Origin of the sequence: Ottowia sp. VDI28 (assembly GCF_049532675.1) — a bacterium.
In the GTDB taxonomy this organism is placed as follows: domain Bacteria; phylum Pseudomonadota; class Gammaproteobacteria; order Burkholderiales; family Burkholderiaceae_C; genus Ottowia.
Genome location: NZ_CP149820.1, coordinates 4,021,439 through 4,044,097 on the forward strand (window position 1 = coordinate 4,021,439; position 22,659 = coordinate 4,044,097).

General features: G+C 62.5%; 26 protein-coding genes and 1 pseudogene. 13 read left to right on the plus strand and 14 right to left on the minus strand.

The window, feature by feature from the left end; all coding sequences use genetic code 11:
- Positions 1 to 4 precede the first annotated feature (4 nt).
- The 5 genes and pseudogenes from pqqC to WJU18_RS19070 all read left to right on the plus strand — a co-directional run bounded on the left by pqqC (position 5) and on the right by WJU18_RS19070 (position 3,748).
- A complete protein-coding gene (gene pqqC, locus WJU18_RS19050) occupies positions 5 to 739 on the plus strand; it encodes a pyrroloquinoline-quinone synthase PqqC (RefSeq protein ID WP_423454782.1) in 735 nt (244 codons plus the stop codon).
- Positions 736 to 1,008, plus strand: coding sequence for a pyrroloquinoline quinone biosynthesis peptide chaperone PqqD (pqqD, locus tag WJU18_RS19055; RefSeq protein WP_423454784.1), 273 nt, complete (start codon positions 736 to 738; stop codon positions 1,006 to 1,008). Before pqqC ends, pqqD begins: the two co-directional genes overlap by 4 nt.
- A pseudogene (pqqE, locus tag WJU18_RS19060) lies at positions 992 to 2,121 on the plus strand (pyrroloquinoline quinone biosynthesis protein PqqE). Before pqqD ends, pqqE begins: the two are co-directional and overlap by 17 nt.
- A complete protein-coding gene (locus WJU18_RS19065) occupies positions 2,118 to 2,471 on the plus strand; it encodes a c-type cytochrome (RefSeq protein WP_423454786.1) in 354 nt (117 codons plus the stop codon). Before pqqE ends, WJU18_RS19065 begins: the two are co-directional and overlap by 4 nt.
- Entirely contained in the window at positions 2,471 to 3,748 is a 1,278-nt protein-coding gene (locus WJU18_RS19070; protein ID WP_423454787.1) for an FCSD flavin-binding domain-containing protein, read from the plus strand. Before WJU18_RS19065 ends, WJU18_RS19070 begins: the two co-directional genes overlap by 1 nt.
- A 39-nt stretch (positions 3,749 to 3,787) precedes the next feature.
- Here the strand turns inward: WJU18_RS19070 and WJU18_RS19075 are convergent, their stop codons facing one another.
- Complete coding sequence (locus WJU18_RS19075) at positions 3,788 to 4,087, minus strand: pentapeptide repeat-containing protein (RefSeq protein WP_423454788.1); 300 nt, start codon at positions 4,085 to 4,087, stop codon at positions 3,788 to 3,790.
- On the minus strand, positions 4,009 to 4,419 hold the full coding sequence (locus WJU18_RS19080) for a pentapeptide repeat-containing protein (RefSeq protein ID WP_423454790.1): 411 nt from the start codon (positions 4,417 to 4,419) through the stop codon (positions 4,009 to 4,011). Before WJU18_RS19080 ends, WJU18_RS19075 begins: the two co-directional genes overlap by 79 nt.
- A 166-nt stretch (positions 4,420 to 4,585) precedes the next feature.
- Here WJU18_RS19080 and WJU18_RS19085 point away from each other — a divergent pair, with 166 nt between their 5' ends.
- Positions 4,586 to 4,996 (plus strand): MAPEG family protein, encoded by a 411-nt coding sequence (locus tag WJU18_RS19085; RefSeq protein WP_423454792.1) that lies wholly within the window; start codon positions 4,586 to 4,588, stop codon positions 4,994 to 4,996.
- A 102-nt stretch (positions 4,997 to 5,098) separates the two neighbouring features.
- Here the strand turns inward: WJU18_RS19085 and WJU18_RS19090 are convergent, their stop codons facing one another.
- Positions 5,099 to 5,737 (minus strand): TetR/AcrR family transcriptional regulator, encoded by a 639-nt coding sequence (locus tag WJU18_RS19090; RefSeq protein ID WP_423454794.1) that lies wholly within the window; start codon positions 5,735 to 5,737, stop codon positions 5,099 to 5,101.
- 96 nt (positions 5,738 to 5,833) lie between these two features.
- On the opposite strand from WJU18_RS19090, the gene WJU18_RS19095 reads away from it, so the two are divergent.
- On the plus strand, positions 5,834 to 6,727 hold the full coding sequence (locus tag WJU18_RS19095; RefSeq protein ID WP_423461043.1) for an NAD(P)/FAD-dependent oxidoreductase: 894 nt from the start codon (positions 5,834 to 5,836) through the stop codon (positions 6,725 to 6,727).
- A gap of 143 nt (positions 6,728 to 6,870) precedes the next feature.
- The gene (locus WJU18_RS19100; protein WP_423461044.1) at positions 6,871 to 7,251 is read left to right on the plus strand and encodes a methyltransferase family protein; all 381 of its coding nucleotides are present in this window, start codon (positions 6,871 to 6,873) and stop codon (positions 7,249 to 7,251) included.
- A 128-nt stretch (positions 7,252 to 7,379) separates the two neighbouring features.
- Here WJU18_RS19100 and WJU18_RS19105 read toward each other — a convergent pair whose 3' ends face one another.
- Positions 7,380 to 7,934, minus strand: a complete 555-nt coding sequence (locus tag WJU18_RS19105; RefSeq protein ID WP_423454796.1) for a DUF3455 domain-containing protein — start codon at positions 7,932 to 7,934, stop codon at positions 7,380 to 7,382.
- 73 nt (positions 7,935 to 8,007) lie between these two features.
- Positions 8,008 to 8,601, minus strand: a complete 594-nt coding sequence (locus WJU18_RS19110) for a ferritin-like domain-containing protein (RefSeq protein WP_423454798.1) — start codon at positions 8,599 to 8,601, stop codon at positions 8,008 to 8,010.
- 238 nt (positions 8,602 to 8,839) lie between these two features.
- On the opposite strand from WJU18_RS19110, the gene WJU18_RS19115 reads away from it, so the two are divergent.
- Both WJU18_RS19115 and WJU18_RS19120 read left to right on the plus strand, forming a co-directional pair.
- Positions 8,840 to 9,415 carry an RNA polymerase sigma factor gene (locus WJU18_RS19115; protein ID WP_423461045.1) on the plus strand — a complete coding sequence of 192 codons (576 nt, stop codon included), beginning with the start codon at positions 8,840 to 8,842 and terminating at the stop codon, positions 9,413 to 9,415.
- An 18-nt stretch (positions 9,416 to 9,433) separates the two neighbouring features.
- On the plus strand, positions 9,434 to 10,234 hold the full coding sequence (locus tag WJU18_RS19120; RefSeq protein ID WP_423454800.1) for an anti-sigma factor: 801 nt from the start codon (positions 9,434 to 9,436) through the stop codon (positions 10,232 to 10,234).
- Positions 10,235 to 10,297: 63 nt separating this feature from the next.
- Here the strand turns inward: WJU18_RS19120 and WJU18_RS19125 are convergent, their stop codons facing one another.
- The 9 genes from WJU18_RS19125 to WJU18_RS19165 all read right to left on the minus strand — a co-directional run bounded on the left by WJU18_RS19125 (position 10,298) and on the right by WJU18_RS19165 (position 19,576).
- A complete protein-coding gene (locus WJU18_RS19125) occupies positions 10,298 to 11,212 on the minus strand; it encodes a GNAT family N-acetyltransferase (protein WP_423454801.1) in 915 nt (304 codons plus the stop codon).
- Between the two features lie 237 nt (positions 11,213 to 11,449).
- Positions 11,450 to 13,051 carry a TonB-dependent receptor gene (locus WJU18_RS19130; RefSeq protein ID WP_423454803.1) on the minus strand — a complete coding sequence of 534 codons (1,602 nt, stop codon included), beginning with the start codon at positions 13,049 to 13,051 and terminating at the stop codon, positions 11,450 to 11,452.
- Positions 13,002 to 13,649: a TonB-dependent receptor plug domain-containing protein gene (locus WJU18_RS19135; RefSeq protein ID WP_423454805.1), complete on the minus strand. Its 648-nt coding sequence runs from the start codon at positions 13,647 to 13,649 to the stop codon at positions 13,002 to 13,004. The genes WJU18_RS19130 and WJU18_RS19135 overlap by 50 nt, the downstream gene beginning before the upstream one ends.
- The gene (locus WJU18_RS19140) at positions 13,646 to 13,969 is read right to left on the minus strand and encodes a c-type cytochrome (RefSeq protein WP_423454807.1); all 324 of its coding nucleotides are present in this window, start codon (positions 13,967 to 13,969) and stop codon (positions 13,646 to 13,648) included. Before WJU18_RS19140 ends, WJU18_RS19135 begins: the two co-directional genes overlap by 4 nt.
- 94 nt (positions 13,970 to 14,063) lie before the next feature.
- Complete coding sequence (locus tag WJU18_RS19145; protein WP_423454809.1) at positions 14,064 to 15,866, minus strand: PQQ-dependent methanol/ethanol family dehydrogenase; 1,803 nt, start codon at positions 15,864 to 15,866, stop codon at positions 14,064 to 14,066.
- Positions 15,867 to 16,117: 251 nt separating this feature from the next.
- Positions 16,118 to 17,074, minus strand: coding sequence for a quinoprotein relay system zinc metallohydrolase 1 (locus tag WJU18_RS19150; RefSeq protein ID WP_423454811.1), 957 nt, complete (start codon positions 17,072 to 17,074; stop codon positions 16,118 to 16,120).
- The gene (locus WJU18_RS19155; RefSeq protein ID WP_423454813.1) at positions 17,071 to 17,865 is read right to left on the minus strand and encodes a quinoprotein dehydrogenase-associated SoxYZ-like carrier; all 795 of its coding nucleotides are present in this window, start codon (positions 17,863 to 17,865) and stop codon (positions 17,071 to 17,073) included. Before WJU18_RS19155 ends, WJU18_RS19150 begins: the two co-directional genes overlap by 4 nt.
- 331 nt (positions 17,866 to 18,196) lie before the next feature.
- Positions 18,197 to 18,616 carry an RcnB family protein gene (locus WJU18_RS19160; RefSeq protein WP_423454815.1) on the minus strand — a complete coding sequence of 140 codons (420 nt, stop codon included), beginning with the start codon at positions 18,614 to 18,616 and terminating at the stop codon, positions 18,197 to 18,199.
- Positions 18,617 to 18,733: 117 nt separating this feature from the next.
- Complete coding sequence (locus WJU18_RS19165) at positions 18,734 to 19,576, minus strand: TatD family hydrolase (RefSeq protein WP_423461046.1); 843 nt, start codon at positions 19,574 to 19,576, stop codon at positions 18,734 to 18,736.
- A 66-nt stretch (positions 19,577 to 19,642) separates the two neighbouring features.
- Between WJU18_RS19165 and WJU18_RS19170 the strand changes: the two genes are divergently transcribed.
- From WJU18_RS19170 to WJU18_RS19180, 3 genes are read left to right on the plus strand one after another with little or no spacing between them, the layout of a single operon-like run.
- Positions 19,643 to 20,569: a S1C family serine protease gene (locus WJU18_RS19170; RefSeq protein WP_423454817.1), complete on the plus strand. Its 927-nt coding sequence runs from the start codon at positions 19,643 to 19,645 to the stop codon at positions 20,567 to 20,569.
- Positions 20,570 to 20,584: 15 nt separating this feature from the next.
- Entirely contained in the window at positions 20,585 to 21,604 is a 1,020-nt protein-coding gene (locus WJU18_RS19175; protein WP_423454819.1) for an AAA family ATPase, read from the plus strand.
- A complete protein-coding gene (locus WJU18_RS19180; protein WP_423454821.1) occupies positions 21,585 to 22,634 on the plus strand; it encodes a DUF58 domain-containing protein in 1,050 nt (349 codons plus the stop codon). Before WJU18_RS19175 ends, WJU18_RS19180 begins: the two co-directional genes overlap by 20 nt.
- Positions 22,635 to 22,659: the final 25 nt, after the last annotated feature.

Below are 22,659 nucleotides of genomic sequence, written 5' to 3' on the forward strand. Positions count from 1 at the left end.
GCGCATGGACATCGCCACCACCCCGCCCCCTCATGCCAGCCTGCCCGCCTGGACACCCGCCGAGTTCGAAGCGCAGCTGCGCGAAAAAGGCCGCGCCTACCATATCCACCATCCTTTCAACGTCCGTATGAACGCCGGCGGCTGCACGCCCGACGAGCTTCGCTGCTGGGTGGCCAACCGCTTTTATTACCAGATCTGCATCCCGCGGAAAGATGCCGCCATCCTGGCCAACATGCCCGACCGTGCGCATCGGCGTCTGTGGGTGGAGCGCATTCTCGATCATGACGGCCTGGGCGATCATCAGGGCGCCAATGCCGGCGGCATCGAGGCGTGGACGCGCCTGGGCGAAGCCGTGGGCATCGCGCGGGATGACCTCTGGTCGCTGCGCCGGGTAGCGCCCGCCGTGCGCTTCGCCTGTGATGCCTACGTGAACTTTGCCACGCGCGCGCCTTGGCAGGAGGCCGTCTGCTCTTCGCTCACCGAGATGTTCGCGCCGCAGATCCACAAAGACCGGCTGGCCTCATGGCCCACGCACTACCCCTGGATCGATGCGGATGGCCTGGCCTACTTCCGCACCCGCATTCCGCTGGCCGGGCGCGATGTCGATCATGGACTTCGCGTCACGCTGGAGCACTTCACCACGCGCGCGGCCCAGCAGCGCGCGCTTGACATTCTGCAGTTCAAGCTGGACATCCTCTGGAGCATGCTTGACGCCATTGAGAAAGCAGCACACTCATGACCACAGCCGCTCATACCGACGATCTGCCCCGGCTCTCGCGCCGCCTGCGCATACAGTACGAGCCCGCTCAATCCCGCTGGGTCTTGTTGTACCCCGAGGGCATGGTGCAGCTCAACGACAGCGCCGCCGAGATTCTGCGCCGCTGCGACGGCCGCCACACCGTGCCTGATATCGTGGGTGAGTTGGAGGCCCTGTTCAGCACGCAGGGCATCAGGCCGGAGGTGCAGTCGCTGATCGACGAGGGCACCCGCCGTGGCTGGCTCGACTGAAGCGGCCTCCCCTGCCGCCACGGCCTCGCCCCCCTGTGGCTGCTGGCGGAGCTGACCTACCGCTGCCCGCTGCATTGCGTCTTCTGCTACAACCCCACGCGCTATGCGCAAACCGGCCAGGAGCTGAGCACGGCGGAGTGGGTAGACGTAATGCGGCAGGCACGCGTGCTGGGCGCGGCGCAGATCGGATTCTCAGGGGGCGAGCCGCTGCTGCGGGACGATCTGGAAGAACTCGTGCATGAAGCCCGCACCCTGGGCTTTTACACCAACCTGATCACTTCAGGTGTAGGCTTGACCGCGGACCGTGCCCGGCGGCTGAAGGATGCAGGTCTGGACCATGTTCAGCTCTCGTTCCAGGACAGCACACGCGAGCTCAATGATTTTCTGAGCCACACGCGCACCTTCGACCTCAAGAAGAAAGTCGCCCGCATCATCAAGGAGCACGACTGGCCCATGGTGATGAACTGCGTGCTGCACCGGCACAACCTGCCGCACGTGGACAAAATCATAGACATGGCGCTGGACCTGGGTGCCGAGTACCTGGAGTTGGCCAACACCCAGTATTACGGCTGGGCCTGGATCAACCGCGACCACCTCATGCCTACGCGTGAGCAGCTTGAACAGGCCGAGGCGGTGGTCAACCGCTACCGCCAGAAAATAGGCAACCGCTGCCGCATCTTGTTCGTGGTGCCCGACTACTTTGAAGAGCGCCCCAAGGCTTGCATGAATGGTTGGGGAGCGGTTTTCCTCAGCATCGCGCCGGACGGCCTGGCCATGCCCTGCCACAACGCGCGTGACCTGCCGGGGTTGCAACTGCCCGATGTCAGGCAACAGCCACTGGCCGACATCTGGCGCGCCAGCACAGCCTTCAACGCCCACCGGGGCGATGACTGGATGCAGGAGCCCTGCCGCAACTGCGATGAACGCCACAAGGATTTCGGCGGTTGCCGTTGCCAGGCCTTTCTGATCACGGGCCAGGCGACAGCGGCGGACCCCGTTTGCGGGAAATCGCCTCATCATGACAAAGTGGTGCAACTGGTGCGCAGCGCCCCCGAGCGGCGGCAGATCCCCATCGTTTTTCGCAGCGATGCGGCATCGAGGGCCATGCCGTGAAGCGCTTCCGGGCCGCCCTGCTCGGCTTGATGCTCCTGGGGCCTGCCTGGTGCCAGGCGCAGGAGAACGCCGCGCCACACCTGAGCCCGCAAGACATCGCCGTGCTGGCCGCCACTTGCTTTACCTGCCATGGCCCCAACGGGCAGCCGCCTGACGACACACCGGGCGGCATCCCTGGGCTGCGAGGGCGAAGCGCTGATTCGCTCTTGCAGCGCCTGCGCGCCTTCAAGGCCATCGGGCATGAAAAATCAAACGCCAATGCCACCATCATGCCGCTGCTGATGCAGGGCTATGACGACGCGCAGATCGAGGCATTGGCCCAGTGGTTTGCACGCCAGGAGAATCGTTGATGAGGCCGGACAGACGCGCGGTCCTGGGTACGGCTTTGTACGGCACGGCGGCCCTGGCCGCCCCCTCCATCGTGCGCGCCCAGGCCGCCTCGGCCCGCGTGGTGGTGGTAGGAGGCGGCTTTGGCGGAGGTACCGCGGCACGCTACCTGCGCCAGTTGGCACCGCAGCTGCAAGTCACCCTGGTCGAACCTGCCAAGCGCTTCTACACCTGTCCCTTCTCCAATCTGTATCTGGCCGGGTTGCGCTCCTGGGAGAGCATCGGCCACAACTACGATGGCCTGCGCGCCGCGGGCGTGGAAATTGTTCACGAACGTGCCGACGATGTAGACGCCGCCGCGCGCACCGTGCGCCTCGCCAACGGAAAAATGTTGCGCTGGGACCGCCTCGTACTTTCCCCCGGTATCGATCTGCGCTGGAACGCGCTGGAAGGCTATGGCGAAGCGGCCGCCGAACTCGCGCCCCATGCCTGGAAGGCCGGCCCTCAGACCCTGCTGCTGCGCCGGCAGATGGAGGCCATGCCCGATGGCGGCACCTTCCTCATGGCGGTCCCCGACAACCCGTTCCGCTGCCCGCCCGGCCCCTACGAACGCGCGGCCATGGTGGCCCACTACTTCAAACAGCACAAGCCGCGCAGCAAGATCATCCTGCTCGACGCCAAAGCCAACTTCTCCAAGAAAGCGCTGTTCCTGCAAGGCTGGAAAGCCTTGTACGGCGACATGATCGAGTGGGTAGGCGTGGCGCAAGACGGCCAGGTGGTGCGCGTGGATGCGCGCGCGCTGGAGGTTGAATCAGTCTTCGGCACGCGGCACAAGGCGGACGTGCTGAATGTCATCCCCCCGCAAAAGGCAGGCAGTATCGCCGAGCGCGCAGGCGTGACCGACAACAGTGGCTGGGCGCCCGTCAAAGGCGAGAATTTTGAATCGGAGCGCGTGGCCGGCATTCACGTACTGGGCGATGCGGCCTTCGCCGGCCCCATGCCCAAATCGGGCTTCGCGGCCAACAACCAGGGCAAGCTGGCGGCGGCCGCCATCGCGGCGGAGTTGTCCGGCCGTATGCGACCGATCGCGTCCTATGCCAACACCTGCTACAGCCTGATCGGCCCGGGTTATGGCATCTCCGTGGCCGGGGTGTACCACGCGCACGAAGGACGTCTGATCGATGTGCCGCACTCGGTGGGCATCAGCCCGCTGGATGCCGACGCAGCCTTCCGCGCCGCCGAAGCCCGCTACGGCGCGGCCTGGTATGCGGCGATCAGCGCCGATATCTGGGATCACTGAGATTTGGGACTCTCGTTTCGGGATGGCTCCATTGATGCATTACCCTGACTCGCTACCCGGCCGGACGTCCAACCCAAGCGCTTCAGCTATGGCCAGCGCCTGTACCGTCGTGATGATGGCACCAGTGAGCTGAACATGCTCGGGCTCAAGTGCGCTCAGATCACTGCCTCGCAGATCACAGCGCGAAAAATTAGCGCTATGCAGCCAGGCTCCTGATAAATCGACGTCTCGTAAAACGCCGCCCTCGCATCTTGCGCCCGTCAGGTCGACTTCACGCATCCGCGTTCCATGGAATTTGGCTTTGCGCAAATCAGCCCCGGTAAACCCGCGAAAGACCAATCGCCACCGTCAACCCTCATCACTTCGAACATACAGCCATCGAACATGGCGCCAACGAACTTGCAGTCAGTGAAGCTGGCATCGAAGAATTTGCATGCTACAAAAGTGCAGTTGAGGAAGGCGGCGTCGACGTGGACTGAGGAGTTGAAGCGGGCGCGCCTGAAGGTGCAATCAGTAAAAATTGACCCTTTGTTGGTGACCTCCGTCATGTCCAACTCGCTGAACAGAACAGCGGTATGGGTTTGATGGTTCAGATCCTCTCCGTACCAACTCTCCCCAACACGGGTGGAATGGGTTTCAGGTGCCGGAGCTCCATAAGCACGTTTAGCCATTGATTGATACTCCGTAACCGGTGGGAGAAGGCTCATAGCGTGGTGAGCATTGCACAATCTTAACGATCAAGAGGTGCGCCACTTCGAGGCAGCTACCGGTACCGGGCAAGCCCAGATGACAAGGTGGCATCATTACCCCACGCACATTGCTCTGATGGAGTCAAAAATGACCAGCGCTTCAGTGACCGTCCTCACCGCCCTTATCGTTTGGGCGCTCGCTCTTCTTGTGCTGATGGAGGTATTGCGAGTTCGCCTGGTGGTGACGAAGAGCATCGCATCCAACGAGTTCCAGCCAGACAACGCGAACCTCTCACCCTTCATGCAGCGCTTGGCTCGGGCCCAAGCCAACTGTGTCGAAGGTCTTCCCATCTTCGGCGGACTGCTCGTTGTGGCGCTTCTGACCCATCGAACGGGCGTTACCGATCCGCTCGCTCCTTGGTTGCTTGCCGCGCGGCTCGTTCAGTCGGTTGTCCATCTGTCGTCCTTATCGGTGGTCGCGGTCAACATACGGTTTTCCGCGTTCGTGGTGCAACTTGGCATCGCCGCGTATTGGTCTTGGGTACTGCTGGTGGGGTAGTCATCGCGCCAGAAACCGACATTGGCGGGTGCTCTGGTATTAGCTCAAATTGGCAACTCGCCTCGCCACGCGTCCTCGCGACTTCAGGCAGCTTTGTAGCGCTTACGCGCCGTATGCCACCATGAAGACCCGAACGGCCTCTCGCAGAAGAGCATTGTTTTCCCGGGCATCCGGCATCTCAAGCTTCAGCATTCCGCGGATGTGCCCGGAACCCAGGAACATCGACAGGAACAAGTCCGCTGCCTGAAGCGGGTTCCGCACCTTCAACGTGCCCGCAGAGTTGGCAAGACGCAGGTATGCAGCCAACTCGTCGGTCACACGCTCTGGGCCCTCCTTGTATAACGCACGGCAGACTTCCGGTTGCGCCCCCGCGACGCCATAGACAGCGCGCAATGCTCCCAGTGCGTCCCCGCGCGCCAGTGCGAGAAACCGGGCGCCGATCATCAGCAGCACCTTCTCCGGCTGATTTGGGTCCAGCGTCCCGGCGCCCGGGAAGCCAGCCACCACAGCTGCCGTCCTGTCACGCACGACCGCCTGGAACAGCCCTTCCTTGGAGCGGAAGTTGCTGTACACGGTCATCTTGGAGACGCCTGCGTCCGCGGCAATGTCATCCACGCTGGCACGCTCCAGACCATGCTCATTGAAGTGCTTTTGCGCCGCTTCCAGGATGCGCCGGCCCCGCTCGGGATCGCGTGGCCGCCCGCGCTGGGGCTTCGGAGCAGCAACCGGGAGACGGGTCATGGGCATATTTAGTGGACTTGACAGTTCATTATATCTGCAGCACATTACTGTACTTATTAGTCCATTAATTTATCAACTCACATGAAGCCCATCACCATGAATGACGTCATCATCATCGGCGGCAGCTTTGCCGGCCTCGCCGCTGCCCTGCAACTCGGCCGTGCCCGCCGCAAGGTCACTGTTCTCGATACCGGCCTGCCGCGCAATCGCTTCGCCGGACATTCGCATGGCCTGCTCGGCCATGACCACAAGCCGCCGCTGGACATCCTGGCCGAGGCGCGGCAGCAACTGGCGCGTTATCCCTCGATCAGGCTGGTAAATATCCGGGCCGACAGCGTCTCCGGCGTCATCGACGATTTCTCAGTCCTCACTGGCGATGGCGAAAGCCTTCGGGCGCGCCGCCTGATCCTGAGCTATGGCATCGCCGACCAGATGCCTCATGTTCCGGGCTTTGCCGAAAGCTGGGGCACGTCTATCGTGCCTTGCCCCTATTGCGACGGCTTTGAGGTCGCCGGCCAGCATTGGGGCCTCGTCTGGTCCGGTCCGCAGTCGCACAATCAGGTCAGACTGTTCCTTGATTGGACCGACAGGTTGACTGTCTTCGCCGATGGCCACGACATTGCGCCCGATATCCAGGCCGATCTGGCGCGCCGCAACATACCTGTCGCCCTTGGCCGGATCGTCGAGATCACCCATCAAAACGGCCGAATCGCTACCGTCAATCTCGGTACCCACCGCAATATCGCGGTCGACATCCTGTTCGCCCATCCGCGCAACAAGCCGTCCGCAAGCCTGCATGCATCACTGGGGCTCTCCACGGTCGATACTCCCAGCGGCATCGTCCTCAAAGTCGACGAGCGCCGCCAAACCAGCATGCCCGGCATCTACGCCGCCGGCGACCTCACGACGCCCTTCTTGCCCTCGGTCACCCAGGCATCATCGCAGGGGGCGATGGCGGGCATCTTCGCCCAGCAGTCGATGCTGGCTTGAGAGCATCGACTCCTTTATCAAATTGCCGCGGGCTATCGCGAGAAGGCAATCCGGCCGGGCGCTCGGCCTCACCATGGAGTGTTATGAGCATGCTTGAACTGAAGATTCCTCCCCCGGTAGTGACGCTGGTCCTGGCACTTCTTATGTGGCTGACGCCAGCCGTCGCGGGCCTCGTGCAGGTTCCCTACTCCGTCCGTTTGCTCTGCTCCATCGCTTTGGTGTGCATCGGTCAAAGCATTGGCACCGCAGGAATGGTTGCGTTTCGGCGCGCGAAGACTACCGTGAATCCGGTTAAGGCAAACATGGCGTCCTCGTTGGTTATTGGAGGCCTGTATCGTTATACGCGCAACCCCATGTATGTTGGACTCTTGCTTACTCTATCAACGTGGGCGTGCAGATTGCGTTGCTCGTCTTCGACGCGCGCTTCGTCCGTAGCGAGCCTGCAGATAGCGCTCAGCGGCACTCGTCTCGCAGACTGCTCTTGCCTTCAAAGGCAAAGGGGACAGCGCCGTAGGTTGGGTTGATGGGTGAGAGGGCTCAGGGAAGCTGGAGTTGTCGAAACTTCAGTATCGACCGGTAAGAAGTCTGGGCCAGCAACCAAAAATGGCGTCCCGCCCTGCTTCTGGCAGAAAAGACGCCATCGGATTGGCTTTCAGACCGCCTTCCAGAAAATATAGTCGGCTTGATACTGCACAACTTGTTTGCTACCCATATTGCTGGCTCCACAGGCTATATTTGGCGCGACACCCCCTTTGGTTGCTACGCGCTGGATGTAGGTCACCCCTTGCATGACCCCCGTGCCATTGGCCGGATTTGCTTTGACCAGTTGCAGCGGGATGTTGCCCGTCCCAGCGGGGGCAACAGCAACCTGTGTCGCTGTGAGTTTGGATCCGTCATTGTTCTCCCAAGTAGCCGGTGGGCCCCAGTATTTGCCAATGACCGCACCGCTTCGCGCCTGCAGCTTGGCATCAGGGCCTACAAATACCCATTCGTGCTCGGCAGCCGTGTCCTTCTTGGCTCGGCACTCATAGGTAATTTGACCGACACCAACGGCTTCCATGTCCACTTTGTGTCCAGCAGGCACCTGCACGGCAGCCGGAAGTTCAGCCTGCGAGTAGGTGGAGGGAATAGACATGGACGAGCAGGCAGTCAGGCCCAGCGCTGATAAGCAAATGGCGGCCAGAGGGTGAGTTGGTAGATGCTTCATGAGAATGTCCTCGAGCAAATTGGAGAAGAAGCGTACCGAGCAGATTTGCTCGGCACTCGGGTGCGAGTACGCGTTAGGCCCCAAAGGACAAGGCATTGCTAGGCAAAGTACGTCCCAAAGCCGATATCAGTGCGGTGTAGTGCATGGTTTCGTCGGCGGCCAAACGTCCCGCGACCTTGGCTAGATCACGACTCTCAAATGCGGGAATGACACCCAGGTAGGCATTCGCTGCCCCAAGTTCCAGCTTTGCAGCCAGGGCTAGTACATCGGCTTGGCTTTTGAGGGTTGCCGCCTTCAGCGACTCGGCATAGGTTTGCATCGTAGCTTCGGCCACTGGTTTGCCCCCCATTTTCTGAATGGTTGCGATCAAAGCGTCACGGTGGGCTTTGTGGTGACTTTGGAACAGCAAGGCCACCTCCATTACGGGCTTCTGCAAGAGGCCGCTACCCGCCCCCAATTGGTAGGCGTTGATGGCCTCATGTTCCAAACCCAGCGCCACATTGAGGATGGATACGTCCTTTGCCGGGTCGTTGCCCATACCCTGCGCCAAGGCCTCGTTACCGGCGAGCATGGCAACTGCCACGGCTGACAAAGTGCCGGTAGCGCCCAGAAATCCGCGACGCGAGGCCATGAGGGAAGAACGGCCTTCAAACAGATTGATACTCATGATGACTCCTAGTTGACTATGAGGCTGTGTCGACTATTTGCTGTGTTCGACCTTGGTAATACGCAGTTGTTGGGCCGATGGATTCAAGTTTTTGAAAATATTTCTTCGATAACCAGTCGTTTGGCCACATCCAGTTGCCGAAATGCTGCGTATACGTGAACAGGCAAGATCGGCATTACGCTTTGGCATTTATCCAACAGCACCGGATGGAGGAGATGCTTTTGGTCACAATGGCGGCATGAGCGCCACGACACCGGACGATGAACTGATGGAACTACTTGACCGCGTAGCAGCCCAAGAGCAGGCAGCTCTCAAGCTCTTGTACGACCAGACTGCTTCGCGGCTGTATGGGCTTGCTTTGCGCATCGTTGGCAACAAGGAGTGGGCCGAGGACGTACTACAGGACAGTTTTCTGGGTATCTGGCGCAATGCGAAAACTTACCGAGACTCGCTCAGCCCACCGCTGGCTTGGATGGGCATGCTGGTGCGCGGTCGAGCCTTAGACTTTCTGCGCCGGCGCAGAGCCGAGCGCCTGCATGTCAATGTCCCGATCGAGGACGTTGAAGAACTGCTGCAGGACAACGAAGCGCAAAGTCCAGTGCAATGGGTGGAGACCAGTGAACAAGCTGCCGCGCTACATCAGTGCTTACAGCAACTGGAGCAGCCCCAACGTCAGGTGGTGAGTTTGGCCTATCTGAAGGATCTAAGTCATAGTGAATTGGCCAGCAATCTGAAGTTGCCGCTGGGTACGGTCAAAACCTGGATGCGCCGCAGCCTAGAGCAACTGCGCAAATGCATGGCACGCCATGTTTGAGTGCCAGGAGCTCCCACCATGAATCTGACCCGAAACCCTGAACTACTTGACCGCCTGGCTGCGGCGTACTCGCTGGGTACCCTGCGCGGAGGAGCACGTCGGCGCTTTGAGCAATTGGCTCGTGAGTTCCCCCAGGTGCGGGCTGCTGCACTATTGTGGCAAGGCCGCTGGTCTGCCTTCTCCGAGGTGCAGAAGCCTGTGCCGCCCGATGAGGCAGTGTGGATTCGCATCGACAACCTGCTACAAGCTGAAAAAGACAACGCCAAATCAGCTCAGCAACGCCGTGCTCCGTCCAAGGCGCCAGCGCGTGCATTGGCATGGTGGCGTAGACTGGCCTTGGCAGGTAGCGTGGCCTCTGCGGCTGCCATCTCGGTGGGTCTGTGGTCCCATCAAAGCCTCAAGGAGGCCTCGCAGCAGCAACTGGCTTCGCTACAAACACAACTCCAGATAGCGCAGACCGGATTGCAGGAAGCGCCCCAAATTCAATATGTGGCGGTATTAGCCGATGGTAAGGCCGATGCGTCCATGCTGGTGACGTTTGACCCCCGGCATAGCCAGTTGGTTTTGCAGCGCGTGAGCGGCTTTAAGGAAGCAGACAACAAATCTCTGCAACTGTGGGCATTGCCTCAACAAGGCTCACCACGTTCCTTAGGCGTCATGGGAGATGGCAAGCTGGAGCAACTCACGGCGCAGGAAACCGATGTACAAGCGATTCCTCTTCTGGCTATCAGCCTTGAGCCCAAGGGTGGCGTTCCCAGCTCAACGGGTCCGACTGGTCCAGTGCTGTTTAAGGGGGCACTGATTCGCCGGGATCTTTGAATCAGGACTCCGCCAACTCTGCGGCGCTTCGGGCGATCCGCAACTGTGGCGCCGCGAGTACACCTACAGATGGAAATCGCCCGCGGCTTCGGGTTGGTAAAGCACTTTTTCAATCCCGATGCGGCAGGTCCGGCCCGGTATCCGCCAATCGATGGAATCGCCCTCTTTGCAGCCGAGGATCGCGGTGCCTACATCGGAGCAGATCGACAGCTTCCCGGCGCTGCCGTCCGCATCTTCCGGGTAGACCAGGGCTACTTCCATTTCTTGGTCGTCCAGATGCAGCACGGCTCTGGAGTTCATGGTGACGACGTTCCGTGCCACCTGGCGCGGATCGACTACGATGGCGCGCTCGATTTCATGCTCCAGATCGACAACCACCGGACCCTGCTCGAGCGCGATCAGGTTTCTGAGTCGTGCCTGGTCGATTTCAGTGATGTAGATATCAGGCGGGCCGTCGCCCATTGCACTTTCTCGCAAGAGCCGGAGGTAGCGCGCGGATGTCATGGAAAATGATTTCAGCGTGGGGGTTTCGGTTTCAAGCACGAAGCCGCAGCGCAGGAAGGCCTTGAGCGAGCGGGCGTTGTCTGCGTGGATCTTGGCGATGAGCTTTTCGGCCCGCATGTCGAAGAAGGCGAGCTTCATGCCTTCGCGGATGGCGCTGGCGCCGAGCTTTCGGCCCCAGTTGTCCCGGTCTCCGATGACCAGGACGATCTCGCAGTCGGCACCGTTCTTGACAAGGCGGACAAAGCCTACGGGCACGTCATGCCGGTCGTAGGCCATGAAGAAGCGGCCGCCTTGGTTGAAGAGATGGGTCAGGATCGGCAGTTGGACCCGGCCGATGACTTGCTCGATGAACCGGGAGACGTTGCGTGAATCGCTCAAATAGCGGACGACGTTCTCGTCTTCCAGCCAGTCCATCAAAGTCAGCGCGTTTGCCCGGGTGATCTCTGGGCATAGAGAAATGAAAGGCTTGCTCATCTTCACCACTTTTGGTTGCAAGAATGAAAGCCTTTCATGGCCGAGGCCATGACGGTTCTTTCGACAGGGCTTCTATTTTAGGACAACGTGTACGTTGGATGCTCCGATGCTTGGCGGTAACCCCACGGGGTGGTTCGGCTTTCTCTCAGTGGTCCCATTCGTAACGAAGTCCAACCATGATGGACCGCCCCGCTCCCGGCGCCAGAAAGCGTGCCGAACCCACGTCTTCTCCAGGCCTCACCGCTTGCCCCCCGGGAACAGATCCTCCGCCCCCGTGCCATAGCTCGCATACGCCTTGTTCATCACGTTGTTCACCCGCACATACGCCTTCCAGCGCTCGCTGAACTGCCACTGCGCCCTCAGGTTCACAACCCCGAAGCCCGCCACCTTGCCCAACTGCGGCCTCGTGCCGCTCTCATTGCCCGCCACCACCTGCGAGCCGAATGCCAGCCAGTCGCCTCCTATCCTCACCCCAGGCGCCGCTCTCCAGTCCACGCCCAGCTTGAATACGTGCCGGGGCAGGCCCGCCATGCGTGTGCCGGGACTGAAGGTGTTGGGTTTCTTCTCCGTGCTCAGCGGTCCGGGCAGCACGCCCTCGCTCTGGTAGGTAGCGTCCAGGAAGGTGTAGCCCGCCTGCCAGTTCCAATCTCCCCGCTTGAGCCTGGCGCTCAGCTCCAGCCCCTGCCGGCGTGTCTCGGGCACGTTGGTGAAGTACCCCGCCTGCGAGGTGCCTGCACGCACGAACACGATGTCGTCCCGGCTGACGGTGCGAAACAGCGCACCTGCGATCTGCAGGCCTTCGGCCGGTTGTACCCTCGCACCGATCTCCAGCGTGCGTGCCACCACTTGCTTCAGATAGGGGTCTGATTGCAAGCCCGCCGGCAGCGTGCAGGGCTCGCTCGGGTCGGCACAGCCCAGCTCCAGGGCGCTGGGCATGCGGGAGCCTTGCGAGAAGCTGGCGAAGATGGTGGCCTTGCGGCTCAGATCGTGCGAGATGCCGATGGCCGGGTTGAGTTTGCGGTAGCTGAAGCTCTCGCGCTCCAAGGGCGCAGGGTGGCCCAGTTCGTTGCTGACCCGGCTGGCGTTCCAGCGTGCGGACAGGCTCAGCCGGGTTTGCTCATTGATCCGGATGGTGTCGGCCAGGAAGAGCGCGAAGCGGCTGTTGCGTCCGCGTAGGGCTACTTCATGTTCGGCTTCGCTTCCTGGAATGGGCACGGCCACCCGCTCGGCGTTGAAGATCGCCTCTTGTGTGTATTGGTCGTAGCGCGTGCGGCTGTGGGCCATCTCCGCGCCCAGCGCCCATTGGTGGATACCGCTGCGGTGGCTCCATTGCACACTGGTGCCCACTTCCCATTGCCGCGCATCGCTGCGGTTGAAGACGGCGTTGTTCTTGACGTAGCCCGGGCCCGAGGGGTTCGAGCAGGCGCTGGCTTGAGGGTCGTCCTCGCACTCTTCGAGCCATTCGGACCAGTCTTCATTGACGTCGCCGTTGCTGCCTTGCCGGCGGCCGTCCCGGTGCCAGGCCACCACAGAGAGGTCGTCGTTGGGGGTGAGCGCGTGTGTGAGCTGGAAGTTCAGCAGGCCCGAGCGGTTGCGGGTGATGTCGCTGAAGGTGTAGCCGGCGCGCCGGTCGATGTCGTACAGGCTCTGGTTGAGCAGGCCGTTGCCTGTGAGGCGGCTGCGGCCGTAGGCGTAGCTTAAGGACCAGGAGGTGTCGCCCTGGTCCCGGCCCAGCTTGAGAAAGAGGTTACCCAGTCTTCCAGAAGACTTGTCTCGCCAGCCGTCTTCGTCAAAGACGGTGCCGGCGGCGTAGGCGTGCCAGCCGCCTTCCCAGCGCATGCCGTGGCCGAACTCCAGGCGTTTGCGGCCGGAGCTGCCGACGAGACAGATCCAGTTCGGTACCGGGGTGGGTGCGGCCTGATTTGGTGGTCAGCACGAGGGCGCCGCCCAGGGTGTTGAGGCCGTACAGGGGGTTGGAGCCGGGCATGAGGGTCACACCGGCCAAGGCGGCCTCCGGCACCATGTCCCAGTCCATGACGTCGCCAAAGGGTTGGTTGATGCGCACACCGTCCAGGTACACCGACAGCCCCTGGGGGGAGCCCAGCATGGGTGACAGGCGCTGGCCCCGGTAGCTCAGATCGATCTGGTAGGGGCTGCCCTGGATGTCGGCTGCGGTCACGCCAGTGAACTGGCGGTTCAGAAAGTCCGCGAGGTTGGTGCTGCCTGAGCGTTCGATGGCCGCGTCGTCGGCTTGCTGTACGTGGCCGGGGTATTCCGACAAAGGCATCTCAAGACCAGGCAACGGCGCTTGCTGCACCACGTCTACCTGCGGCAGACTGCGCACCCGGTCGTCGTCCGTCTGCGCGGCTACGGCCAGCGGCAGAATAGGCGCCAGCATGAGCCAGCTTCGGGGCCTGCGGTGCATGACCTGGGTCATGGCTTGGTGCTCAGTACCCAGGTGGCCAGCGTCTTGAGCTCATCGGCGCTCAAGCTGGAATGCGGCGGCATGGGAACGCGGCCCCATTTGCCCTTCGATCCATTCTGGATGGATTGGGCCAGAGAGGCTGCGGCGTCCTTGTCGCCAGCGTATTTTTCAGCGATGGAACTGAACGCGGGGCCGACTACTTTTTCCTTGGCGGAGTGGCAGCTGTAGCAGCCGCTGGCCTTGGCCAGTTCTGTGGCTGCGGCGAGATCGTTCGCCATGGCGGGGGACGCCGCGCAGGCCAGCAGAATGCTGAGAGCAAGAGTGAAACGCATGGCAATGGAGACCACGAGGGGTGGCCATGAATGAGAGTGGGAAACAAGGGAGAGAGCGCGTTCTCTCTCCCTTCGCGGCGCTACTGCAGCAGCACTACTTCAAGAGCTTGAAGGTCCAGACCGAACCGCCCTGCTCAAGGAAGTTGACCTTCTTGGCCACTTCCCCGCCCCACAGCGGCACGGCTCCGCCCCAACCGGACACGACGCTGACATACTGCTCGCCACCGTCTGTCCAGGTGACGGGTGGAGCCACCACGCCAGAGCCGGTCTGGAACTGCCACACGACCTTGCCGGTCTTGGCGTCGGCCGCTTTCAGGTAGCCCTCGGGCGTGCCCCAGAACACGAGATCGCCCACGCTGAGCACACCACCCCACAGCGGCGCGGTGTTCTTCACTTCCCAGGCTACGTTGCCGGTCTTGGGATCAATGGCGCGCAGCGAGCCGATATGGTCTTCAAACAGCGGCTTGATGGTGAAACCCGCGCCCAGGAACGCAGCGCCCTTCTTGTAGGTGATGGGTTCGTTCCAGATCTCCATGCCCCATTCGTTGGTTGGCACGTAGAACAGGCCCGTCTTGGGGCTGTAGGCCATGGGCATCTGGTTCTTGCCGCCCAGGAAGCCCGGCGCCGCGAACACCGCCTTGCCCTTGCCGCCCTCGCCTCCCGCGGCGGTGGGATCACCAGGGCGGTTTTCTGCGTTGTAGTTCGGGCGGCCGGTCTTCAGATCGATGCTGGAAGCCCAGTTCACCTTCTTCACGAAGGGGAAAGCGTTGAGCAGCTTGCCTGTGGCGGCGTCGTTCACGTAGAAGAAGCCGTTGCGGTCGGCTTTGGCCCCGACGCGCTTGCCGTCCATGTCGAAGGTGACGAACTCGTTGACACCGTCATAGTCCCAGCCGTCGTTGGGCGTGCTTTGATAGTGCCATTTGATCTGGCCGGTCTTGACATCGATCGCCACCGTGGAGGCCGAGTAGAGGTTGTCGCCTTTGCGGACGTGGCTGTTCCAGGGGCCGGGGTTGCCGGTACCGAAGTAAGCCAGGCCCGTCTTGGCGTCGTAGCTGCCGCCCAGCCAGGTGGCCGCGCCCCCGGTCTTCCAGGTTTCACCAGGCCAGGAGGCATTGGTAGTGCCGGTAATGCCGTTTTCCTTGCCGTCCTTGTAGCCCATGTGGCCTTCCACCACCGGGCGTGTCCAGATCAGCTTGCCGGTCTTGGGATCACGTGCATCCACACGCCCGACCACGCCGAACTCGCCGCCCGACACGCCGGTCAGCAGCAGGCCCTCGGCGATCAGCGGAGCGGCGGTATAGCTGTAGCCGGCGGAGTAGTCGTCGATCTTCTCGCGCCACACGACTTTGCCTGTTTCCTGATCGAGCGCCACCAGTTGCGCATCGAGCGTACCGAAGATCACGAGGTTGTCGTACAGCGCGGCGCCGCGGTTGACCACGTCGCAGCAAGGCATGATGCCTTCAGGCAGGCGGTGCTCATATTTCCAGAGCTTCTGGCCGGTCTTGCTGTCCAGCGCGAAGATACGGGAGTAGGAGGCCGTCACGAACATCTTGCCGTTGTGGATCAGGGGCTGGCTTTCCTGGCCGCGCTGCTTTTCCCCGCCAAACGACATGGACCATACGGGCACGAGGCGGCTGATGTTGTCCGCGGTGATCCCCGTCAGATCGGAGTGCCGCTGGCCTTCCGTGCCCATACCCCAGCTGAGCACGTCGCCAGGGGTCGAGGCGTCCTTGGCGATCATGTCGCTGGTAACGCCTTGAGCGCCCGCGTGGGCGGCGGCCAGAACGATCAGGCTCGCCAGAAAACGCGGGGCTACCCCGGGTTTGCCTGTCCTCCTTGGGGAGCGGGTTGGGAGCAGCCCAGCCCAGGGAGCACTCAGTCGCGTGCGTTTCATCATGTGTCTCCTGCTGACGTGTAGATATCAAGTGGATGCGCCGCACACCATGCGCGGCGGCCTGTGCCCCGCCCTCCGGGCTCGTGGGATACACGTCAGGGATAAGGCAACATCTATGCCAGCCTTGATCCTGCTCAAAGAACCGTTCCACGTGCACGAAGAGCCACGCATGTGCCGCTCTTGCCTGCTATCGCGCCTGTGACAGTGTTCAGAAATGAATCACCCCTTTGGCACAGTGGAGCAACGCGCGGGGCCTAGCGGTGCCCTAGCGCCTGCTGCTCATAGCGCGGGTACCACTGCGTCAGGCTGCGATGGAATTCGGCGGGCTGGGCGGCCCAGCCCTTGAAGCGCTCGGGCAGCGGCGTATTCAGCAGCTCACTCAAATCAACGCCCTTCTCCGCGCTCTCGCGCATGAGCGAAGTCAGCCACCGCAGCCAATCGCGCGTCTGGGCGATACCCGAGGTGCCTGTGTGCACCGGCCCGTGGCTGGGCACCACTTGCCGGAACAGGCCTTGCGCCTGCCACTGCTGCAGCTTGTCAAGGCTGGCCAGCCACGCCTCCGGATCGGCGTGCGGCGTGGTGGGCACGCGCTCCGCAAACACCAGCCCGCCCGCGAAGAGCACGCCCGTGCGCGTATCCATCAGCACCAAGTCATCCTGCGTATGGCCATTCAGGCGGCGCAACTCCAGCATGTGAGAACCCAGGCGAAGGGTTTGCGGTGACAGTGTTTCGCGCGCGGGCGTCGGCTCGGTGCCTTTCATCCAGTCGCCGCAGAGCCGGTAAAGATTGTCGGCGTAGGCGGCGCCTTCGGCACGCATGCCGTCGATGCTGCCCGCCAGGGCCTGTACGGGACGATCGGCCCAGGCCTGGTTGCCGAAAAAATAGTCGGGATGCAGATTCAGGTTGAGCACCTGCCGCACCGGCTCGGAAGTCACACGCTCGATAGCCCGGCGCTGCTGCTCTCCGTACAGGCGGGAAGGCCCGGTGTTGATCACCACCACCCCGTCGCCGGTCGCGATGAAGGCCGTGTTGATGATGTTGCAGCCATTGGCTCGCGAAAAATCCGCCACGGCGCCTTCAATGACCCAGGTGTGCTCCGCGATCTGGCGTGGATGCAAGTCATAGTTCAGCGAGGCCGGATCGGGCTGAGCCGCTGCGGCGGAGCCCATGGCGCAGGCCCCCATCAGTATCGAGAGGATGGCAGCCTTCATGCCCGCACTTCCGCTTCTATGCGATTGCCATTGTTGTCATGGCCCCTGAGGCGAAACTCGCGCGGCCCTTCGGCGGGCAGCTCCAGCGTGAGGAGCGGATTCTCCGACACGGGCTCATGCAAGGCCAGGCGCCACCATGCTTCACCTTTGGAATCGAGCAGCTCCAGTTGTTCGATGTAGAAGGCGGGAATGCCCGCCACCAGACCCGTGTCCATGGGGTGCATCACGCGCAGGCGCAACCGGCGGCTGCCCTCGATCACGTTGCCGAAAATGCGCGCCTGCACCTGGTTGAGCGTTTTGCTCCAGGAACCATCGGCGCGCGTGGCGCCAGGCACCGTGCAGCCGCCACCCGCCGCCTGCGCCCAGGTGCCTCCCACGTGCCAGCGGCCGTCCTGCGTTTGCACCATGGCCCGCACCGGAGATGCCTGCTCCAGCCGGATGCGGAAAGACAGCATGGGCAGCGCCTTCAGCGGCTCGAACGACAGCACCTCCCGAACCGGGTTGCGGTCTACTACGACCCAGATCCGCTTGACGCCGCCGGCGGTACCCGACAGGCGCCGCGCATCTATCTGCAAGGGCACGTTCATGGCATCGTCGGCAAAAGCGGGCGTGCGCACGATTACCGCCTCGGTAAATTCCATGGGCGCGTCAGCCAGATACTCCTTGCGCAGCGTCGGCCATTGCATGGAACCGAGCGGATCACCCCCCGTGTGATCGTCGGCCGCGCGCAGGGCGGCGGGCCCCATGCTTCCCAATAACCCCGTCAGCAGGACTTTCCGGCGTTGCACCATGCTCGCGCCTTTTCTTCCTGGTCGTTCCGGCAGCCCCATTGATGGTGTCTCCTGTCTTTTGCCTCCTTCGTTGCAAAAGCGATGCCAGGGCGGCCCAGGAACAGCATTTGCGGGCTTTCAGCTCAGTTCCTCAAAAGATCAGTCACTGTCCGGAGTGCGCCAAACTGTTCCAACACGGAACACCAAGCATGTGACATGCAGGGTTGGCCGCACGGGAGGGCCGCCTGCCCCGGGCGGCCCCTCTCCCAGGAAAATCAACGGTACTTGGCAAGCTCCAGCTTGCCCGATAGATGTGCTCGTCCATGATGGACGAAAACGGCCTTGGAGTTGATCAGCGCCCGGTCAGCGCGTTGATCACCACGGCCGAGATCACGCCCGTGGCGATGGCAACGAGTACGTAGTCAGACCCGTTCTGCACCCAGTGGTAGCCACGCGGCGGTTGGCGCAAGCCATGGCCGCGCCAATCGTTGACCACATACTGGGGCTGGCGATACTGCGGTGGCAGACGATCGCCACGGTTGAAGCGGCGATATTCCGGATAGACCACGACCTGCGGGCCACGCGGAGCCGGACGAACTTGCGGCCTGGGAGGATTGTGATGCCCCGGTCCTTGCATATGCTGGTCATGGCGTTCATGACCGCGCTGCGGGCCGTTCCGGTCGTGCCCGGGCCCTGGTTGTGCGAAGGCCGGCGCACTGACCATCAGCATGGACAGAAGACCAGCCATCAGGCTCTGAGTTTTGCGTTTCATGTTATTCCTTTCACTGTCAGGAAAATCATGATATCTGCGCAAAACGCAAGTAATTTGTAGGTGAACCGCGCCAGATCACAAAGAAAAGTAAATCTGAGGCAGCGGGTAACTAGTCGACTATGGAACGCTCTGCAACTTTGTCAGGCCAGGCAATGCGGCCAAGGCGTTTTGCGTGGTTGCTGCCATCAGCTCGCTCTCTGGAATGCCTCGGAGCTCCCCTATCACCGCCGCGATGCGTGGCAGCTCGCCCGGCTCATTCCGGCCTTGCGGTTTTCCGGCGGCGCGCTCTTCTGCCGTGGCGTAGAGCCAGTGCGGGGGAATGTCAGGGGCATCCGTTTCGAGCACCAGTGCTTCGATAGGCAAAGTCGCCGCCAGCTCGCGCAGGCGGGTGGCCCGCTCGTAGGTCACGGCGCCGCCAAAGCCGAGCTTGAAGCCCATGTCCACGAGAATCTGCGCTTGCTGGCGGCTGCCGTTGAAAGCGTGTGCGATGCCGCCCGGCACAGTGATGTCGCGCAGCCCCTTCAGGATGGCGTCCACCGAACGGCGCACATGCAGGATGACCGGCAATTGATGCCGGCGTGCCAGCTTGAGCTGCTCCCGGTAAAAAAGCTCTTGGCGCCCACGCAAGGGCTGCTCATTGAGCGCAGGTACGAAATAATCCAAACCAATCTCGCCCACGGCCACCAGGTGCGGGTCTTGCGCATGGGCTTCCAGCGCGGCGCCAAGTTGCGCCAGCGCATCTTCGGCGGCCCGTTCCACATAGAGCGGATGAATGCCCAGCGCGTAGGCATCGCCAAACTGGTGCGCCAAGCCGCGGGCCGCCCTGAAGGCCGGTACTTCCACTGCGGGAATGACGCATTTTCCGACCCGGTTCGCGGCCGCGCGAGCGCGCACGGCGGCAATGTCAGCCGTGAATTCTGGTGCGTCCAGATGACAATGTGTATCGATCCAACCGTGCATGCTCTTGTGAACCATGATACTGTGTTGGCTCAGCTCATAGTCATGGGACAGCCACGGTACAGCAGCATGCGAAAGACTGCGCTTTACAGCCGCTCAGCTCCGGGCAAGGCCACCCCGGCGGTCGCTCCTGAGCCTGCCGAGGCTCTGGCGGGCGTTGATGCCCTGCCGGAAGCCCCAACCGCATCCCGCCGCCAACGCCTGGCGAAAAGCCTCAGCCACCCGCGGAGCCTGTGGTTGGCCATCGGGGTGCTGTGCATCCTGCTGGCCCTGTCGTTCAGCCTGGGGCGCGGGCCCGCCACCCGAAAACTCACACAGGAAGACATCAACGCCGCGGTGATGCATACCCTGACCAACAAGGTGCTCCCCTCGCCTGCGGCCAGGGCGGCGGCGGCCGTGGCGCCTTCGGTGGTACGGGTGGAGGGCTTCGTCAGCGGTAAGAAAGGCAAGCCCGACATCGAACAAGGCGTTGGCACCGGGGTGGTGATCATCGAAGACGGCACTATCCTGACCAATCTGCACGTCGTGCAAGCGGCCGAAACCCTGAAAGTCACTTTCGCCGATGGCCTGGAAAGCCCTGCCACGGTCATCAACCTGCAGCCGGAGAATGATCTGGCCGTGCTGCGCGCGCAAAAGATTCCTGACGATCTGCAGCCCGCCACCATGCGCTCCACGGCTGATCTGCAGCCCGGCGATGAGGTTGCGGCGATAGGGTTTCCTTTCGCGATCGGGCCTTCGGTTTCGGCTGGCGTGGTGTCCGGCCTGGGCCGCGGCTTCCGCTCCCCGAAAAGCGGACAACAGTTGCGCAACCTGATCCAGTTCGATGCCGCCGCCAACCCCGGTAATTCCGGCGGTCCGCTGGTCACGATGGATGGCCAAGTGGTGGGGATTGTCACCGCCATTCTCAACCCGACCCCAGCGCGCACGTTCATCGGCATCGGCTTCGCGGTGCCGATCGAGAACGCCGCCGCCGCGGCGGGCCAACCGCCGTTTTAACGAAAGACATCCTTCATGCAAAGCGTGCCCAACCCTGCCTCCGTTCCGAATGCCGATACTGCTGAGCTGATGGAGCAGATCCTGTATGAGGTCAAGCGCGTCGTGGTCGGGCAGGATCGCTTTCTTGAGCGTGTGATGGTGGCGATGCTGGCCGGAGGGCATCTGCTGGTGGAGGGTGTGCCGGGGCTGGCCAAGACACTCACGGTGAAAACGCTGGCGCAAACCATGCGCGGGCAATTCAAGCGCATCCAGTTCACGCCTGATCTGGTGCCCGCTGATCTGATGGGCACCCGCATCTACAACCAGAAGACCGGCGATTTTTCTACCGCGCTCGGGCCGGTGTTCACCAACCTCCTGCTGGCTGACGAGATCAACCGGGCGCCCGCCAAGGTGCAGAGCGCCCTCCTGGAAGTGATGCAGGAAAGGCAGGTCACCATTGCCGGCGAGACCCATCTGGTGCCGGAGCCCTTTCTGGTCATGGCCACGCAGAACCCGATCGAAACCGAGGGCACCTATCCGCTTCCCGAGGCGCAGGTGGACCGCTTCATGATGAAGGTGCTGGTGGACTACCCGACGGATGAGGAAGAGTTCGTCATCGTGCAACGGGTGACCGGCCCGCGGGTGGAGCCGGCCTCCGTGGCCAGCACCGAGCAGTTGGCGGCCCTGCAGCGGGAATGCCGGCAGGTGTATGTCGATCCGTCTCTGGTGCAATATGCCGTGAAGCTGGTGGCGGCCACGCGCCGGCCAGCCAGCGTGGGGTTGAACGATCTGGCCCCCATGCTCACCTATGGCGCCAGCCCGCGTGCCACCATCAACCTGACTGAAGGTGCGAGAGCCTTGGCCATGCTGCGCGGACGCACCTACGCCCTGCCCGAGGACATGAGCGATCTGGTGCCCGATGTGCTCCGCCACCGGCTGGTGCTTTCCTACGAAGCGCTCTCGGAGGGCTTGGCGGCTGACGACATCATCATCCGCGTCATGGCGAAGGTGCCTCCACCGCCCAAGCCTCTGCAACATGAAAAACTGGTGGCGTAGAACCGAAAAACGGCCACCGCCGCACGCGGTGCCCAATCCGCCTCGCCCTCATACGGCGCAGGCGGCGAATGCGCCTTCGGCCAGCCCCAGTGCCGAGCACGTGCTGCGCCGCCTCGAATGGTCGGTAATCCGCCGGCTCGACGGCTTGCTGCAAGGCGACTATCGCACCCTGATGAGGGGCAGCGGCCTCGATCTGGCCGACCTGCGCGAATACCAGCACCATGACGATGTGCGTCATATCGATTGGAACGTGACGGCCCGCATGCCGACGCCGCACGTACGCGTGTTCACGGAAGACCGGGAAATGGCTGCCTGGTTTCTGCTGGATCTGAGCCCTTCGGTGGATTTCGGCTCCGGCTCGCAGCGCAAGCGCGATATTTCAGCTGAGTTCGTCGCCGTGCTGGCACGCTTGCTCACACGGCACGGCAACCGGGTGGGCGCGCTGCTGTACGGCACAGGGGTCGATGCCGTGATTCCGGCCCGCGCGGGGCGCAGCCATGTGCTGCACCTGCTCCATCGGCTCCTGGCCCGGGAAGAAGCAGCCGCTTTGCACAGCAAAAACCCGGCATCTGGCGCCACCCGGCTGGCCGATCTGCTGCGGGCGGGCGCCCACATGATCAAGCGGCGTTCCACCGTTTTTGTAGTGTCGGATTTCATTAGCGAGCCGGGGTGGGAAAAGCCCCTGGCGCAACTGGCCATGCGGCACGAGGTGGTGGCAGTCCGCCTGGTCGATCCGTTGGAGCTCGACCTGCCTGATCTGGGCCTGTTGACCATGCGCGACGCCGAAACCGGCGAACAGGTGCTGGTGGATACACACAACCCGGGCTTTCGCAAGCGCTTTGCGGCCATTGCCGCGCAGCGCGAGGCGGATTTGCGCGCCATGCTCGCGCGCGCCGGGGTCGATACCCTGGAGCTTTCCACGGACGGCCAGGTGGTGGATGCCGTGGTCCGCTTCGCCGAGATGCGCAAGCAACGTACGCGGCTCTCGTCCGGCGGGGGTTTTCCAAAGCATATTAGCCGTGCGGCCTGATCTGGCGCACAATGGGTCAGGCACC